Annotated in this window: 19 protein-coding genes; 11 read left to right on the forward strand and 8 right to left on the reverse strand. The window is 39.1% G+C overall.

Annotation, left to right across the window (positions count from 1 at the left end; translation table 11 throughout):
• Positions 1-12: 12 nt before the first annotated feature.
• A complete protein-coding gene (gene cydX, locus F887_RS18320) occupies positions 13-114 on the forward strand; it encodes a cytochrome bd-I oxidase subunit CydX (RefSeq protein ID WP_004653762.1) in 102 nt (33 codons plus the stop codon).
• A 4-nt stretch (positions 115-118) separates the two neighbouring features.
• Complete coding sequence (locus F887_RS08035) at positions 119-415, forward strand: cyd operon YbgE family protein (protein WP_005294572.1); 297 nt, start codon at positions 119-121, stop codon at positions 413-415.
• Between the two features lie 61 nt (positions 416-476).
• Here the strand turns inward: F887_RS08035 and F887_RS08030 are convergent, their stop codons facing one another.
• A complete protein-coding gene (locus F887_RS08030) occupies positions 477-2,750 on the reverse strand; it encodes a TonB-dependent siderophore receptor (RefSeq protein ID WP_005294574.1) in 2,274 nt (757 codons plus the stop codon).
• Between the two features lie 171 nt (positions 2,751-2,921).
• Between F887_RS08030 and F887_RS18945 the strand changes: the two genes are divergently transcribed.
• Genes F887_RS18945 through F887_RS08020 form a run of 3 tightly spaced genes read left to right on the forward strand, consistent with a single transcriptional unit; the run spans position 2,922 to position 5,130 of the window.
• Positions 2,922-3,179: a hypothetical protein gene (locus F887_RS18945; RefSeq protein ID WP_005294576.1), complete on the forward strand. Its 258-nt coding sequence runs from the start codon at positions 2,922-2,924 to the stop codon at positions 3,177-3,179.
• On the forward strand, positions 3,180-3,467 hold the full coding sequence (locus F887_RS08025; protein WP_005294578.1) for a hypothetical protein: 288 nt from the start codon (positions 3,180-3,182) through the stop codon (positions 3,465-3,467).
• A 1-nt stretch (position 3,468) separates the two neighbouring features.
• Entirely contained in the window at positions 3,469-5,130 is a 1,662-nt protein-coding gene (locus F887_RS08020; protein WP_005294580.1) for a PepSY-associated TM helix domain-containing protein, read from the forward strand.
• A gap of 58 nt (positions 5,131-5,188) precedes the next feature.
• Here the strand turns inward: F887_RS08020 and F887_RS08015 are convergent, their stop codons facing one another.
• The 5 genes from F887_RS08015 to F887_RS07995 all read right to left on the reverse strand — a co-directional run bounded on the left by F887_RS08015 (position 5,189) and on the right by F887_RS07995 (position 8,909).
• Positions 5,189-5,872, reverse strand: coding sequence for a DUF2057 family protein (locus F887_RS08015; RefSeq protein ID WP_005294582.1), 684 nt, complete (start codon positions 5,870-5,872; stop codon positions 5,189-5,191).
• A gap of 221 nt (positions 5,873-6,093) precedes the next feature.
• Positions 6,094-6,690 carry a nitroreductase family protein gene (locus tag F887_RS08010; protein WP_005294584.1) on the reverse strand — a complete coding sequence of 199 codons (597 nt, stop codon included), beginning with the start codon at positions 6,688-6,690 and terminating at the stop codon, positions 6,094-6,096.
• Between the two features lie 180 nt (positions 6,691-6,870).
• Complete coding sequence (gene ftsY, locus F887_RS08005) at positions 6,871-7,989, reverse strand: signal recognition particle-docking protein FtsY (RefSeq protein ID WP_005294586.1); 1,119 nt, start codon at positions 7,987-7,989, stop codon at positions 6,871-6,873.
• A gap of 119 nt (positions 7,990-8,108) precedes the next feature.
• Positions 8,109-8,438 carry a type IV pilus modification PilV family protein gene (locus F887_RS08000; protein ID WP_005294588.1) on the reverse strand — a complete coding sequence of 110 codons (330 nt, stop codon included), beginning with the start codon at positions 8,436-8,438 and terminating at the stop codon, positions 8,109-8,111.
• 111 nt (positions 8,439-8,549) lie between these two features.
• Entirely contained in the window at positions 8,550-8,909 is a 360-nt protein-coding gene (locus tag F887_RS07995; protein ID WP_004806721.1) for a hypothetical protein, read from the reverse strand.
• Between the two features lie 226 nt (positions 8,910-9,135).
• Here F887_RS07995 and F887_RS07990 point away from each other — a divergent pair, with 226 nt between their 5' ends.
• From F887_RS07990 to F887_RS07980, 3 genes are all read left to right on the forward strand, one after another.
• Positions 9,136-9,369 carry an SEL1-like repeat protein gene (locus F887_RS07990; protein ID WP_004653777.1) on the forward strand — a complete coding sequence of 78 codons (234 nt, stop codon included), beginning with the start codon at positions 9,136-9,138 and terminating at the stop codon, positions 9,367-9,369.
• A 409-nt stretch (positions 9,370-9,778) separates the two neighbouring features.
• A complete protein-coding gene (locus tag F887_RS07985; RefSeq protein WP_005294591.1) occupies positions 9,779-10,156 on the forward strand; it encodes a DUF2750 domain-containing protein in 378 nt (125 codons plus the stop codon).
• Between the two features lie 138 nt (positions 10,157-10,294).
• On the forward strand, positions 10,295-10,726 hold the full coding sequence (locus F887_RS07980; protein WP_004806717.1) for a CBS domain-containing protein: 432 nt from the start codon (positions 10,295-10,297) through the stop codon (positions 10,724-10,726).
• A 63-nt stretch (positions 10,727-10,789) separates the two neighbouring features.
• Here the strand turns inward: F887_RS07980 and F887_RS07975 are convergent, their stop codons facing one another.
• Complete coding sequence (locus tag F887_RS07975; protein WP_005294595.1) at positions 10,790-12,004, reverse strand: aspartate aminotransferase family protein; 1,215 nt, start codon at positions 12,002-12,004, stop codon at positions 10,790-10,792.
• Between the two features lie 166 nt (positions 12,005-12,170).
• On the opposite strand from F887_RS07975, the gene grxD reads away from it, so the two are divergent.
• Entirely contained in the window at positions 12,171-12,512 is a 342-nt protein-coding gene (grxD, locus tag F887_RS07970) for a Grx4 family monothiol glutaredoxin (RefSeq protein WP_004639270.1), read from the forward strand.
• A gap of 51 nt (positions 12,513-12,563) precedes the next feature.
• On the opposite strand, the gene F887_RS07965 is transcribed toward grxD, so the two are convergent.
• On the reverse strand, positions 12,564-12,887 hold the full coding sequence (locus F887_RS07965) for a hypothetical protein (protein ID WP_005294598.1): 324 nt from the start codon (positions 12,885-12,887) through the stop codon (positions 12,564-12,566).
• Between the two features lie 79 nt (positions 12,888-12,966).
• On the opposite strand from F887_RS07965, the gene F887_RS07960 reads away from it, so the two are divergent.
• Both F887_RS07960 and F887_RS07955 read left to right on the forward strand, forming a co-directional pair.
• A complete protein-coding gene (locus F887_RS07960) occupies positions 12,967-13,395 on the forward strand; it encodes an HD domain-containing protein (protein ID WP_005294600.1) in 429 nt (142 codons plus the stop codon).
• Positions 13,396-13,450: 55 nt separating this feature from the next.
• On the forward strand, positions 13,451-14,371 hold the full coding sequence (locus tag F887_RS07955; protein ID WP_005153397.1) for a LysR family transcriptional regulator: 921 nt from the start codon (positions 13,451-13,453) through the stop codon (positions 14,369-14,371).
• Positions 14,372-14,397: the final 26 nt, after the last annotated feature.

Genomic DNA, 14,397 nt, shown 5'->3' on the forward strand with positions numbered 1-14,397 from the left:
AGGAGATATGACATGTGGTATTTTGCATGGATTCTAGGTGTTTTGATGGCATGTTTCGCAGGTGTACTGAGTGCACTTTATATCGAACATCATCAAGATTTAGATGAGGAATAACAAAATGGCTGAAGCAATGACAACACCGAAGAATAGTAAAGCGCAAGTACTTGCAATGACCATTTCGTTTTTGTTGGCATTGCCCCTTGCTGCTATTTTATTGGTACACCCATCACTGATGCTGGATGCTAACGGGCACTATAATCATAGCCTGCTGATGCTTGTGATGATTGGGATCTCTGGCGGCTTTATTCATGGCGTTGGGTTTATACCAAGATTCTGGTTATGGAAGTGGTTATTCAGTCCTTATATCGCTTGGCCATTAATGGTTTTGGGTTACTTTATTTGGATTGGAAATTAATTTCGAATCAACCAACCAAAAGAGGAAGCAAACTTGCTTCCTCTTTTTTATCGATACGTTATTAAAACTTGAAGGATACAGAACCAGTCACACTACGCGGTGCGCCATAAGTTTGATTCGATGTATTTAAACGATAGGTTTTATCCGTAACATTATTGAGATTTAAACCCACGGTTAACGCTGGACTAAGCTCATACTTCGCCATTGCATCAACCAATGTAAAAGCTTTTTGACCATTGGTATCACGCGCAAAGCCATCCATGTCATAGCTACTATAAATCTTATTCTGCCACGTCACTCCAGCCCCAACTGTAAGCTTTTCTAAATTGCCAGAAAACTTATAGGTGCCAAAGAGCTTAAACTGATCTTTTGGAATATCGGTGTTAATACAATCGCCTTTTTCCTTGGTCTCAGAATAAGTATATCCACCGTTCAGATTTAAATTAGGCAGTACTTCTCCAGACACCGCCACATCAAAGCCTTTTGTCTTCGCGCCTTTTGCAGAACGGTAATAAGATGTTCCAGCAACCGCCCCTGGAACTTCTTCACTATTTGCATATTTACCAGCTTCAACAGCAACATTATCTAGATTAGATTGAAATAAAGCCAAACTCGTATTTAGGCGACCAGAAAATAGTTCACCTTTTACGCCAAACTCATAGCTATCACCTTCTTTAGGATCAAGTAGCTTCATTTGATAGTCTTTATTCGATTGAGGAGAGAAAATACTGGTATAACTCCCATAAACAGCCCATTCAGGTGTCACATCAAAAACGATACCGGCATAAGGCGTAAACTGATCGTCAACTTTAATTTTTGTTCCGTTATTTTTATTACCAGATTCTGCATAATAATCAAAGTTTGAAATACGGCCACCTAAAATTACTTTGAGACTATCCAGAAGATTTAAGCGAGTTGCTAAATAGCCGCCATATTGTCTAAATTGCAGTACAGAATTTCCTGTACTTACAGGGGTATATAAACCTGCAGGCTGTGCTGTATAACCATTCCATGTTTTGATATTGATCGAACCTGGTTCACCCATCACACGATTGTAATAAGGATCATTTTGATCTACATCTTGAAAATTAGCGCCAAGAATCAATTCATGTTCACGGCCAAATAATTGATATGGACCCGTTAGGCCTAAATCAATCGAATGCTCAACAGGTTTTGTATGTTGATAACCCGCTGTTATTGTTGATGTATTATTTTCATAATCCGTGTAATAAACGGGTTTTCCATCTGCACCAATGACAGGTACGCGCTTTCCGTCTTGCATTTTATAAACACCAGACGTGTTGGAACCAATCACACCATAAATGCTTTCTGTATCGGTTGTGGCAAAATTATAGTTTGCATTCAATTTCCAACGATTTTCAAATTCATGTTGCAACTGGGCAAATGCATTCAAACTATCCGTATGGGTATAAGCCCAACGTGGTGCAGAATTATCTTTGCGTCCCATTGGCGAAAGAATATTCTTCGCATCGAAATTTGCATAAGCATGGATACTTTGACCATTACTTTGATTCCGACTTAAGGATGTTCCGACACTTAAAACCGTTTTATCACTCAAGTCTGCATCTACCACACCATATAAAATGGTCGATTCAGCATCACCCCATTTTTGCCAACTATCTCCTTGTTGGTGTGCTGCAACCACGCGCCCACGCACAGTTCCAGATTCATTCAATGCTTGAGATGCATCAATTTCACTTCGCCATGTATTCCACGAGCCATAACTTACTTTAGCCATGGATTGTGCATTGGGTGTGGCATGTTTGCGATTGAAGTTCACACTGGCACTGGGTAAGCCACTGCCATTTAATAAGCCTGTTGCACCTTTTACTACAGTCACATTTTCAAAAATAGCCGTATCAATATTACTTAGTGCAGTATTGTTACGACCTTCAATTGCAGGACTCGATAATAAACCATCGATTTGAAAGTTTAGGATTTTAGAACCACGTGAATAATAAGAGGTATATTCACCACCTGTTCCCCAAGCTGACGTTGCCCCATAACTTTGACGATAAACCCCAGGAATCTGATCAAGCACTGCCGATACACTTGTTAAATTCTGATCTTTGATTTGTTGTTCTGTAATCACACTGACAGACTGTGGCGTTTCTTTTAAAGATAAATCCAGTTTAGTCGCCGATTTTGATTTTTTAACGGTATATGCAGAAGTTTCATGATCAGCTTTAAGATGAATAACAGGTAACACATCTGATTTATTTGAATTTTCTGATGTATCTTCGGCCCAAACCATGCTTGTAGAACTGCCTAGCAAGCTTAACATAATCGCTGTATATAAATTGTGGTGCTTCATGACTCCCCCGAGTATGTAATATTTTTTTACATAATACACAAATGATAACAATTATCAATAGCGTTAATCTTTCCGTAATTCAGCTGGATAGATTAAGTTTTTGAATTTGTACTTTAATTTTTAATAAATTTAAATAATAATTATTATCATTATACTTTTTGGGCCGTACACATGACTTTAAAAATATTAGGGATCATGGTTTCACTGCTGTCTTGTCTGAGTCTTTATCTCAGCCACCCGAATCAGATTTTCTTAGAAAAATCACTTTCTGCTCCATTCAAATATTTAGGGCTTTTAGGATTATTCATTGGGCTAAGTTTACTCATTTACGCATTACCCATCTTGGTTGCTATCTTGATTTGGCTTGCAATTGCTACTCTTGTTTGGTCATTTGCACCCTTCATTATGCTCATGAAAAGGTCATCTTAAATGAACATGCTCAAACAAAAACTACAACCCGATTGGTGGAGCAAAACATTCGCTGGAGGCGTCCTTGGCCTAAGCTTTGCAATGGCTATGGGGGCAATCATTCTTTTACTCAGTAAATCCAATGCTGATTCTTCGATTGCACCGCAGTTAGGAATGTGGTCCATTCCATGGATTTGGCTCTGTGTATTCTTTATTGCTTATTTCATTCCTAAAGGTTGGCAAAGTATTGTGATTTTTAGCCTTGCAAACATTTTTGCCTATGCCCTGTTATTTTGGTTGAGAGCTTAAAATGAAAATTCGCGCAGATATCATTAAAACTGGCAAAAACCTACATACATGGGTTGGCATAAGTGCAGGTATTTTATTATTTATCTGTTTTTTTGCTGGTGGTTTAACCATGTTCCAGCATCACCTCAGCCAATGGGCTACGCCTCCCCAACAAAAATTAGCTGCAATTCAGCCTAATCAATATAATCAACTGGTTGAGCAAGTACAGGCCAAATTCCCTGAAACACAAAAGGCATTTACTTTAAGCTTTAGCTCGCCAGAAGGACATAATGCACCGATCCAATGGGAAGCTACCCATGCAGAGGCTGAAGATCATCATGGCATTGATATTGCCCAAACAAGCATGATGGCAACACTTGATGCTAATGGTCAACTACTCGCTAAAGAAGAAAATGTGTCTAAATTGGGTTGGTTGATTGAACAACTGCATGAAACAGCGGGTATCCCAGGCATGATGGGACATCACACAGCTGGTGTAATGGTGATGGGCGTTGTTGCTGTTTTATACTTTCTTGCCATCATGTCTGGTTTAATCGTATTACTACCAACCTTAATCAGTGACTATTTTGCTGTACGCAAAGGTAAAAATAAAAAGCGTTTTTGGCTGGATACCCATAACGTCATCGGCATTACCAGTTTACCTTTTCATATCATCATTAGTGTGACTGTGGTTGTATTCGCCTTTCATGATATTTTCTATGGCGCATTGACCCAACTGGTATCGAAGGACAAACCCTTATTCGAGCGACCTGCTGCGGTAAAGATTATTGATCCAACACCTCGATTAAATGTAGAAAACATTTTCTTGAATATTCAAAAGGCTGCGCCAGATTATCGGATTGACGGCATCCGTTTTAATCAGCTGGATAATCCAGAACGTGCCTCCGCTTTTGTTGCGTTGTATCATCCAGACCGTATGCTTCGTGGCGATACCTTTGACTATATGTCATTTAATCCGTATCAAACTACGCCTTATCCAACCAAAACACTATCAACTGAAGAAAGCTCCGCTGGCTCACTGATTCGCTCGATGTTTGCTTTGCATTTTGGCAATTATGGCGGCGAACCGATTCGCTGGATTTATTTAATTTTTGGCCTGGGTGGTGCTTATTTATTCTACTCTGGCAATATTTTGTGGATAGAGACTCGCTTGCGTAAGCAAAAGAATCCGAACTTACCAGCACCGCAACAACGCAAGGATGTTATGTTTATTGCCAATCTTACCATCGGTGCTTGTTTGGGCTGTATGTTGGCTATATTTACCAGTATGTTGATTGGTCGATGGGCTTATGTCATACCATTGCAATTACAAAGTCATAACCATGTGTTCATGTATAGCTACTATTTGGTGTTTATCGCAGCAATTGCCTATGTATTTATTATCAATGCTGCAAAAGCTTTACCTCAGTTATTCCTAGCAACTGCAATCATTCTATTTTTGATTCCGATCACTTCAATCTTGGCCTATCTATTGCCAATTCAAGGACTTTGGCATTCGACTGGCTCTCTAATTTGGATCGATATCGTTGCTTTTGTTCTTGCTTTGCTATTTATACGTTTTTATCAACAAGCTAAGGATCGTGCACAAGCTGCACCGATAGGTTCAATTTGGTCTATACAAAAAGCTGAGCAAGTATCACCTCTCACTGAGAACCAAGCGTAACCTGTTCATTAAACAATAAAAAAAGCCGATGTAATCATCGGCTTTTTTTATTGCTGAATTAGTTGGTTTGACCCGCTAGCCAAGCCATGAATTTTTGGCGTTCAGCTTTAGATGCTTTCTGCCACAATTCAGCCAATTGTTGATCTGTGGTTTTTGCTGTACCCACTGTCGCTGCTGTTGTTACTGCAACGGGTGCAGCAGCAACTGCTTGTGCGGTCGCACCTGCATAAACAGGTGCAGGTTGATTCGCAGCATTGTTTTTATTCTTTTGTGTTAAATCTAAAGTACGGCTTAATAAATTACTGCCAGTAAACCAAGGTTGTGCCTCATTGTTTGCACCCGTTTGCTGTACAACCAACTTTTTGTTTTGATCATACAATGCAACTGTTGGTTGGTCAGCATATTTCTTTGCTGCATCAAAGTCTTTAGGCCCATTTACCAAACCCAAAGTATAGGATTGATTGTCTTGCAGGTCTGGCGCTTGGATGGTGACTACACCTGATTTAACGATGTCATGCTCACCGTTTAAATGCTCAAAATATTCACGATAACGAACATTAACTGTTAAATTGCCTGGATCTACTTGATAGTTATTCTTCTTTGATGGAATTAATCCATTATTTACTTCTTGACCATTTACAGCAAGAATCACGATTTCTTCAGGTGCAGTGATTGTGACTGCCGAAAAAACTGAACTACTTAATAATAACCCGAAAGCAGCAACACCAACTCTTAAAGACATTAGACTCTTCTCGATATAAACAATTTATGAAATCGTATGCACTATGCAATGCGATTGTGACTATTTTATGACAGAAAACAAAACTGTCTATTCCATCAATTCGGCTTATTTAAGATATATACATCATTTTTGATTATAAGTGCCATACTTCTTTTGGCGAATAACCAATAGACATAAAAAAAGAGCACTGTTTCGTGCTCTTTTTCGCTAGTCGTTTTAACTTAGTTAAAAGTTTTGAAACGTGCAGAATCATCCATATAAGTTTTATCACCTGCTGCTGCTTCGATTGAACCGAATACAAGCTGAGCACGTAATTTCCAGTTCGCTGGAATATCAAAAGTTTCAGCAACTTCTGCATCAATAATTGGGTTGTAGTGTTGTAATGATGCACCTACACCAATTTCTGATAATGCAGTCCACGTTGCAAACTGAGCGATTGCACTTGAATGTTCAGACCATACTGGGAAGTTGTCTGCATACAATGCAAATTGTTCTTGTAGACCTTTTACAACATCTTGGTCTTCATAAAATAACGCTGTACCAAAACCAGCAGCAAAGCTATCAATTTTTGCACTTGTATTTGCAAAAGCTTCTGCAGGAATCATTTTACGCAAAGTTTCACGTACGATTTCCCAGAATTTAACATGGGAGTCACCATACAAAGTCACAACACGTGATGTTTGCGAGTTGAATGATGATGGACTTTGTTTTACTGCTTCACGAATTGTTTCTTCAACAGTTGTTTGATCAACTGTAAGGTTTTTACCAATCGCATAGATGGTACGACGAGATTTAATGCTATTTAAGAAGTTGCTCATGTTGTTATTCCTACCTTGTGCCATTTCGGCGTTATCTTGGATTGAATGTAGTGTATAACGACGCATTTTTTAGGAATAGACCAAAAAATATGACAGATCGTTCTTTTTTTGAAACAGTCTAATTTTTTATTCTGAATAAAAAACTCCACATTCCGTGGAGTCTTTTTTAACATAATTTAATTACTTATCTGTTTCAAATAATGCAGCCACAAATGATTTGGCAGAGAAAGGACGTAAATCGTCAATCTTCTCACCCACACCGATATAGCGAATGGGTACATGCGTTCGGCTTGCAATATTGAATAACACGCCACCTTTTGCCGTACCATCAAGCTTGGTAATGGTAATCCCTGTTAAACCAACAGCTTCATCAAACAACTGCACTTGGTTAATCGCATTTTGACCTGTGCCTGCATCAACAATCAGCATAATCTCATGAGGCGCAGTCGCATCAATTTTTTGCATGACACGTTTAACTTTTTTCAACTCTTCCATCAAGTTGGCTTTGTTTTGCAAACGTCCAGCTGTATCAGCGATCAATACATCGATGCCTTTAGCACGTGCGCTTTCAAATGCATCAAAAATCACAGAAGCACTGTCTGCACCATGCCCTTGAGCAACCACTGGGATATCATTACGTTCACCCCAAATTTGAAGTTGCTCCGTTGCAGCTGCACGGAAAGTATCGCCCGCTGCCAACATCACTTTTTTGCCTTCGCCTTGTAAACGCTTTGCCAATTTACCAATGGTTGTGGTTTTACCTACACCATTTACCCCGACCATCAAGATCACATAGGGTGATTTATTCGGATCGATATGCAATGGCTTAACGCGTGGCGCCAGTAAAGCAACTAACTCTTCTTGCAATGCTTTGTACAAAGCATGCGAATAGATCAAATCACCACGAGCTGTTCTTTCGGTCAAATTGGCAATAATGGTTTTAGTTGCATCTACACCAATATCAGCAACCAACATTTGCTCTTCGACTTCTTCTAATAACTCGTCATCAATTTCTTTACCACCGATCAAAATATTGACCATACCATCGGTGAAACTACGACGTGTTTTAGTCAAACCATCTTTCATGCGGCCAAAGAATCCCGTAGGCTGGGTTTCTTCTTCAACAGCAGGTACTGTTGCTGCAATCGTTACAGGTGCTGGAGTTTCAACTGTAGTTTTTACAACTGGCTCATCAATAATGGGAACATCGACAGCAGGTAAATTCGGTAATGTGACATCATCATCACCAATGTCAGCATCTATCAAGAATTTATTTTGCATATTCGATTGCTGTTGCATGTCGATTCCTTGAGAATAAAGCAGCTTTTAAAAAAGACCGCTAGTCTAGCATAAATTGATTTCTTTTTTCCGACAGAGGCAAACCATTCATTTATAAATAGAAATGAATCGTTTAAAACTCACTCATCTTCTTTTGCCATCGCCGGATATTGTTTAATACGATTCGATTCAAATTGGTAAGCATTTAAAAGCTTTAGATAATCTACACGTCGAATTTTAGCTTGTTCTAAAATATCTTCAGCCAAATGCTGTGTTCTAGGATGGCTCGCTTGGTGTGCGTACTGAACAACTGTTTGATACTGCACTGGATTAATTGGGCGTTGTAAAGCGTTATACGCAAGTATAAAAATAGACAAAATAATAATACCGACCAAAACATTATAAGTTTGGTCCAACTTAAATCCTAATTTGGATTGCATAACCTTATGTTTAAAAATTATAGACAACATAATCTACCTCGAATTAGAGGTAGTGTAAGTCTCTGATTCGCTAAGGACAAGTACAACGTTCAATAAGTCACAATTCCACAACTTATTGAACGCACACCACTTTAGCAATAATTAACTGACTAATGTACGAACAAAGGAAAAGTACAAAATAAATGCAATGATGACCAAGGTAATAAAAATCGCAAACATCCCTACGCCACTTTCTGCATCTGCTGGATGTAAATCATCATCATCGGCAATATTTTTCAACTCTCCATCATAGATCCGATAAAACTGATCCTTTTGTTCAGGACTTAAATGACTGGCAAAGTCATACACTCGTTTACGTTGTGCCAAGCAGTAATCACCCAAGTGAATTTCCTGATGGAAAATGGCTTCATCAAGTAATTGACGATGATGATGAGCTAAAGCAATAATTTGACTTTCTAATGGTGGGACATCCACAGTTACGCCATCAATGACATTGGACATGTTATTCTCCTTTTCTATTATTCTCACTTTGATTTTACTTAAAATTATTTGCGACAAATGTTTAATCGTGTAAGATTTTATTTACGTAATGACACCGAATATATTTGACAATTCAATCAATTTTGTCATAATAATTTAACAAATCTAAGTTAAAGTAGCTTAAATTCAAAGTAGAGTAACTTTGAATAGAATTTGCGGTAATCATAATTAAAATAAGGAGTTATATATGATTCAACAATTTACACACCATGAACTAGAGCATGTATATGCAAATGCGGTAAATACAATTCAATCGCAAAAAAACTTCCAAGATGCAGTGAAAGAGCTTGAAGAAGTTGCTAAAGCAGGTCACGGTAAAGCGGCATTATTTTTAGCAGAGTTGTATTATCAAGGCTTCCGAGTAGAACGTGATTCCTTGAAAGCACAGTATTGGCAGAAGATGGCAACCCTACAAGCATAACGAAACGTCACTTAGGTGGCGTTTTTTAATACCTACTTAAAACCTATTAACATGATTCTTTCACATTCCTGACTTGCGCCACACCAAAGCTTTAGTCGCTTTGTCTTGCTCAGGTGGCGTTTTTTAATACCTACTTAAAACCTATTAACATGATTCTTTCACATTCCTGACTTGCGCCACACCAAAGCTATAATCTCTTTGTCTTGCTCAAGTAGCGTTTTTTAATCCCTCTATAAAACTTATGAAGATAATTATCTTCACTTTGTTTAACTTAAGCTGCGTCAAAGCTTTAGTTGCTTTGATTTGATACTTACAATATTTGCTTACGATTTAGATCAATTGTTTAAACATAACTGCCATCTATCTTTCTTATAATAAAACATAAGTTTAAGAATATTAGTTTAATAACATGTATCGTTTTAGCCATTTCCAACCGGTCTCACGTGAGTTGATGTTCAAAATTTCAATTCTAAAAACAATGATGTATTGTGGCGTTCTTTGGGGTTTATACCATCAAGGTTGGGCAATCAAATCTGATCAAGACGGTCATGTATTCCCCTTTTGGCTAAACGGCGTACAAGCACATCGCTATGCTAAAGCGCATTGGAAAAACTACACACCACGTAAGATTACGCCGAAAGATTTCCACGAATCATTACTGCCAACCTTAACGCGCTTACAAGTTGAACCTGCTTTATTTAACTCTTCACATCGTAAATTTAAACTTTCAACTCAGCAAATGCAGCATTTCTTCTTTATGCCACATCAAGCAGCAGTGACGGTTTAACCTTTCTCTCTATGACAATGATGACTTTTTAGACATTCATGAAGAAAAGTTATCATTGGATTGAAATTAGGGCTTTGCATTTAAAAAAAATACCGTTAAGTTAAATGAAAATGACAATACAACACAGGTGGATAAACAATGACAATCGTTGCTCAAGTCATAAAGAATAAAGCAGTACAATCAATTTTTACCATTTCACCGAATGCGACGGTACTTGAAGCAATTAAAATTATGGCTGAAAAAGGTGTAGGTGCTTTAGTTGTCGCGGAAAATGAAACCGTCGTAGGTATTTTTTCTGAGCGTGACTATACCCGTAAAATTGCCTTGATGGAGCGTTCATCAAACAACACCCCTGTATCAGACATTATGACGTCAAAAGTTATTTCTGTAGGTCTAAACCATACTGTAGAAGAATGCTTAAACCTCATGACTGATCGTCATTTGCGTCATTTACCTGTTTTAGACCAAGAAAAGTTAGTTGGATTTATCTCTATCGGAGACCTAGTCAAGGCTGCGATGGATGATCAACGTATTCTGATTGAACAGCTTCAACAATACATTTCTGGTTGATTTAAGAAACAAATTAAAAAAGGGCAAATCAATTGCCCTTTTTTATGATCTCATCTCTATCAATTATGCTTTTAGAAAGTTCTCAATAACTGGAACAAGGCGTTGTAGTAACTCATCCGCTTGCGCTTGTGTCATGTTTAGCGGTGGTAATAAACGTACCACTGAACCTGCCGTTACATTGATAATCAACTTATATTCATCACGTGCGATCGCAACCAGTTCAGCACAGTCTTTTGGTAGTTGAACACCAATCATCATGCCAAAGCCACGCACTTGAACATTGTAATCAGCCAATTGTGCTCTGAGCTGATCGACAATATAAGCACCGACTGTAGCAGCGTTCTCAACAGCATTTTCCTTTTCCAGGGTATCAAGCACGGTATATACCACACGTGAACCTAACACTGTTCCACCATAAGTTGAACCATGACTACCTGCACCCAGCAAACCGACTGCTTTACCTTGTGTCATGACTGCACCAATTGGAAAGCCATTCCCTAAACCTTTGGCTGTAGTCATGACATCAGGAATAATGTTGGTGTGTTGATAGGCAAAGTATTTACCTGTACGGCCATTACCTGTTTGGATCTCATCCAGCATCATCAACCAATTATGTTGATTACACAGCGCACGTATATCTTCTAAGTAACTAAATCCTTGTGGTGCAGTATTCACGCCACCTTCACCTTGAATGGGTTCAATCAGGACGGCAACGATATCTGGATGATTGATTGCTGCTTCTTGAATCGCTTCGACATCTCCAAACGGTACACGAATAAAACCTTCCACCAATGGTGCAAAACCTTCTTGAACTTTTTTATTGCCTGTTGCAGATAAGGTTGCCAAGGTACGACCGTGGAAAGATTGTTCTGCGACTAGAATTTTAGGGTATGCAATGCCTTGTTGTGCACCAAACTTACGTGCAATTTTGATCGCACCTTCGTTTGATTCTGCACCACTGTTGGCAAAGAAGATTTCTTCCATGCCTGAAACTTCAGCCAGTTTCTGTGCCGCAGCGGTTTGCCAAGGAATTTCATAGAGGTTGCTGGTATGTACCAAAGTCGCAGCTTGTTCAGCAATCGCTTCTGCAATCACAGGGTGTGCATGTCCTAAACCACAAACAGCAATCCCCGTTAAAGCATCTAAATATTCTGTACCATCTGCCGTATATAGATACGCCCCTCGTCCTCGTACAAAGCTGATCGCTTGGCGACCATAGGTTGCCATAAGGTGTGATGGTTGATCAGGTTGCACAGGAGCAAGAGTGATATTAGTCATAACAAACTCAATCTATCAGTAGTTGTGGTCAAAAAAGTTATATAAGCAAAAACTTGCGTAGATTGAAAGCGTAAAGTCACATTTATATAAGAAAAATCTTTATCAATCCTCCGCCAAGCTATTTTTTTAGGTATATAATGCGTGGAGATTAGTTGAGGATCTATCTATGACGGAACAAGCGCGTGATACAGTAGCGTTAATTCGTGATCAAATTGCGAAACACCCTGTTTTACTTTACATGAAAGGCACTCCACAATTCCCGCAATGTGGTTTTTCTGCTCGTGCAGTAGAAGCACTTAGCCAAATTGGTCGTCCATTTGCCTATGTAAATATCTTGGAAAATCAAGATATTCGTGCAACTTTACCTCAAATTGCGAACTGGCCTACTTTTCCACAATTATGGATCAATGGCGAGCTCATTGGTGGTAGCGATATTATGCTTGAAATGTTCCAAAATGGTGAGTTAAAACCATTAGTTGAACAGTACAGCCCTGCTCCTGAAGCATAAGCTGTCAAAGTAAAAGCCAATCAAATGATTGGCTTTTTTATTGGCTTAGATTTAGTTCTTGCTAAACCCAACGTAACGAAACAACCCTTCCACGCCTAAATCTGCTTTATATATGTGCATATCGGCATAGTGTGCTTGAGAGACGCTGGCAAAAATATTCATATTTGGATCTTCATGAATTTCATCAACCGACTGTGATAGAACCTCTTCAAAACGATCAGCAATAAATTCAAAACCTAAATCCATTGCCATAAATAGCGTATGCTCACACGGTTGAATATATTGCTCTTGTTGCCAGTCTAAAACTGCATGCTGGCAAAATGGACATTGAATGTTTTGAGTCGCATCGACAATATTGATGAGTTGGTATGACATAATACTTAAGCGCAAAAAATTTCAGCCAGTTTAAAAGAATATGACGCGCTAATCTATCTTGAAGCGGAGGATTTAGCTGATGGCGACACTAGAACAGGCGATTGCATTTGCCGCACAACAACATTCAGGTCAAGTCGACAAGGCCAATGTACCCTATATTTTGCATCCACTTAGGGTCATGCTGAATGTACCCAGCATTGAACATAAAATTGTGGCTGTATTACATGATGTCTTGGAGGATACTGAGACAAGCATCGATGACCTATATCGTTTAGCCTTTGAGCCACAGATTATCGAAGCGATTATTGCACTGACCAAACAAAAAGGTGAATCTCGAATCGAAGCAGCCCAACGAACTGTACAAAATCCATTAGCGCGTGTTGTGAAATTGGCAGATATCACTGACAATATGGACTTATCTCGAATTCCATCGCCAACAATCAAAGATTTTGAGCGAATGAAACAATATCAACAGGTTCGAGATATATTATTAGCCCATAATGTTTAATAATCACGTTTATACTCATTTAACTTGATCACAATAAGCTGGAGTTTATAGCGTAATGCTAACGGATTTAGATGATTTTTATTGCTTTGCACTGGTTGTGGAACATGGTGGCTTTAGTGCTGCAGAACGCGCAACCGACATTCCTAAATCCAAACTCAGCCGTAGGGTTTACAATCTTGAAGAACAACTTGGTGTACGTCTGATTCAACGTAGTTCACGCCATTTTGCAGTGACTGATATTGGGATGGATGTGTATCGCCATGCCCAAGTAATGATGAATGCAGCCCAAGCCGCGCATGATGTCGTCAATCATTTAAGCAGCCAGCCACGTGGTGTCATCAAAGTGAGTGTGCCTGTCGATATTGCTCAAAACCAGATGGCAAAAATCCTACCTGCCTTTTTGAAGAAATATCCTGAAGTTCGGGTGCAGATGATGATCAGCAATCGTCGTATTGATGTGATTAATGAAGGGATTGATCTTGCGTTGCGTGTTCGCTCTAAATTAGATGATGATCCGAACCTTGTACTGCGTCAATTTGAAGCAATCGAACAACGTCTGTTTGCCAGCCAAGCCTATTTAAATGAGTTTGGTCATCTCACCACTCCAGAACAACTGGCTGAACATCGTATTATCAGCATGGCAGAAGATCATCTTGACCAACAGTTCTTGTTGACTGGCCCAGATCATCAACAGAAGAAGATTAAAGTAAACCCTGTGATTATGGGTTCAAACTTATTGATGCTGGCTGAGTTAGCCACTCAAAACTGCGGAATTGCATTGCTACCCGACAGTATTGCTCAAGACTTTGTGAAAACAGGACAACTGGTGACAGTGTTACCCGAATGGACTGCACCACATGGTATTTTCCATGCAGTTTATCCATCTAGACGCGGTCTATTGCCTGCTGTTCGAGTTTTTATCGATTATTTGGTCGAACAACTCACCCAATGTTCAACGAAAAAAAAGCGCGATTAGAAATCGCGCTTTCACGGATCATGCCA

Source organism: Acinetobacter sp. NIPH 2100, from assembly GCF_000369805.1.
In the GTDB taxonomy this organism is placed as follows: domain Bacteria; phylum Pseudomonadota; class Gammaproteobacteria; order Pseudomonadales; family Moraxellaceae; genus Acinetobacter.

Coding starts and splice junctions, on each gene's coding strand:
- cydX (WP_004653762.1), top strand. CDS start 13: ATGTGGTATTTTGCATGGATTCTAGGTGTTTTGATGGCATGTTTCGCA.
- F887_RS08035 (WP_005294572.1), top strand. CDS start 119: ATGGCTGAAGCAATGACAACACCGAAGAATAGTAAAGCGCAAGTACTT.
- F887_RS08030 (WP_005294574.1), bottom strand. CDS start 2,750: ATGAAGCACCACAATTTATATACAGCGATTATGTTAAGCTTGCTAGGC.
- F887_RS18945 (WP_005294576.1), top strand. CDS start 2,922: ATGACTTTAAAAATATTAGGGATCATGGTTTCACTGCTGTCTTGTCTG.
- F887_RS08025 (WP_005294578.1), top strand. CDS start 3,180: ATGAACATGCTCAAACAAAAACTACAACCCGATTGGTGGAGCAAAACA.
- F887_RS08020 (WP_005294580.1), top strand. CDS start 3,469: ATGAAAATTCGCGCAGATATCATTAAAACTGGCAAAAACCTACATACA.
- F887_RS08015 (WP_005294582.1), bottom strand. CDS start 5,872: ATGTCTTTAAGAGTTGGTGTTGCTGCTTTCGGGTTATTATTAAGTAGT.
- F887_RS08010 (WP_005294584.1), bottom strand. CDS start 6,690: ATGAGCAACTTCTTAAATAGCATTAAATCTCGTCGTACCATCTATGCG.
- ftsY (WP_005294586.1), bottom strand. CDS start 7,989: ATGCAACAGCAATCGAATATGCAAAATAAATTCTTGATAGATGCTGAC.
- F887_RS08000 (WP_005294588.1), bottom strand. CDS start 8,438: ATGTTGTCTATAATTTTTAAACATAAGGTTATGCAATCCAAATTAGGA.
- F887_RS07995 (WP_004806721.1), bottom strand. CDS start 8,909: ATGTCCAATGTCATTGATGGCGTAACTGTGGATGTCCCACCATTAGAA.
- F887_RS07990 (WP_004653777.1), top strand. CDS start 9,136: ATGATTCAACAATTTACACACCATGAACTAGAGCATGTATATGCAAAT.
- F887_RS07985 (WP_005294591.1), top strand. CDS start 9,779: ATGTATCGTTTTAGCCATTTCCAACCGGTCTCACGTGAGTTGATGTTC.
- F887_RS07980 (WP_004806717.1), top strand. CDS start 10,295: ATGACAATCGTTGCTCAAGTCATAAAGAATAAAGCAGTACAATCAATT.
- F887_RS07975 (WP_005294595.1), bottom strand. CDS start 12,004: ATGACTAATATCACTCTTGCTCCTGTGCAACCTGATCAACCATCACAC.
- grxD (WP_004639270.1), top strand. CDS start 12,171: ATGACGGAACAAGCGCGTGATACAGTAGCGTTAATTCGTGATCAAATT.
- F887_RS07965 (WP_005294598.1), bottom strand. CDS start 12,887: ATGTCATACCAACTCATCAATATTGTCGATGCGACTCAAAACATTCAA.
- F887_RS07960 (WP_005294600.1), top strand. CDS start 12,967: ATGGCGACACTAGAACAGGCGATTGCATTTGCCGCACAACAACATTCA.
- F887_RS07955 (WP_005153397.1), top strand. CDS start 13,451: ATGCTAACGGATTTAGATGATTTTTATTGCTTTGCACTGGTTGTGGAA.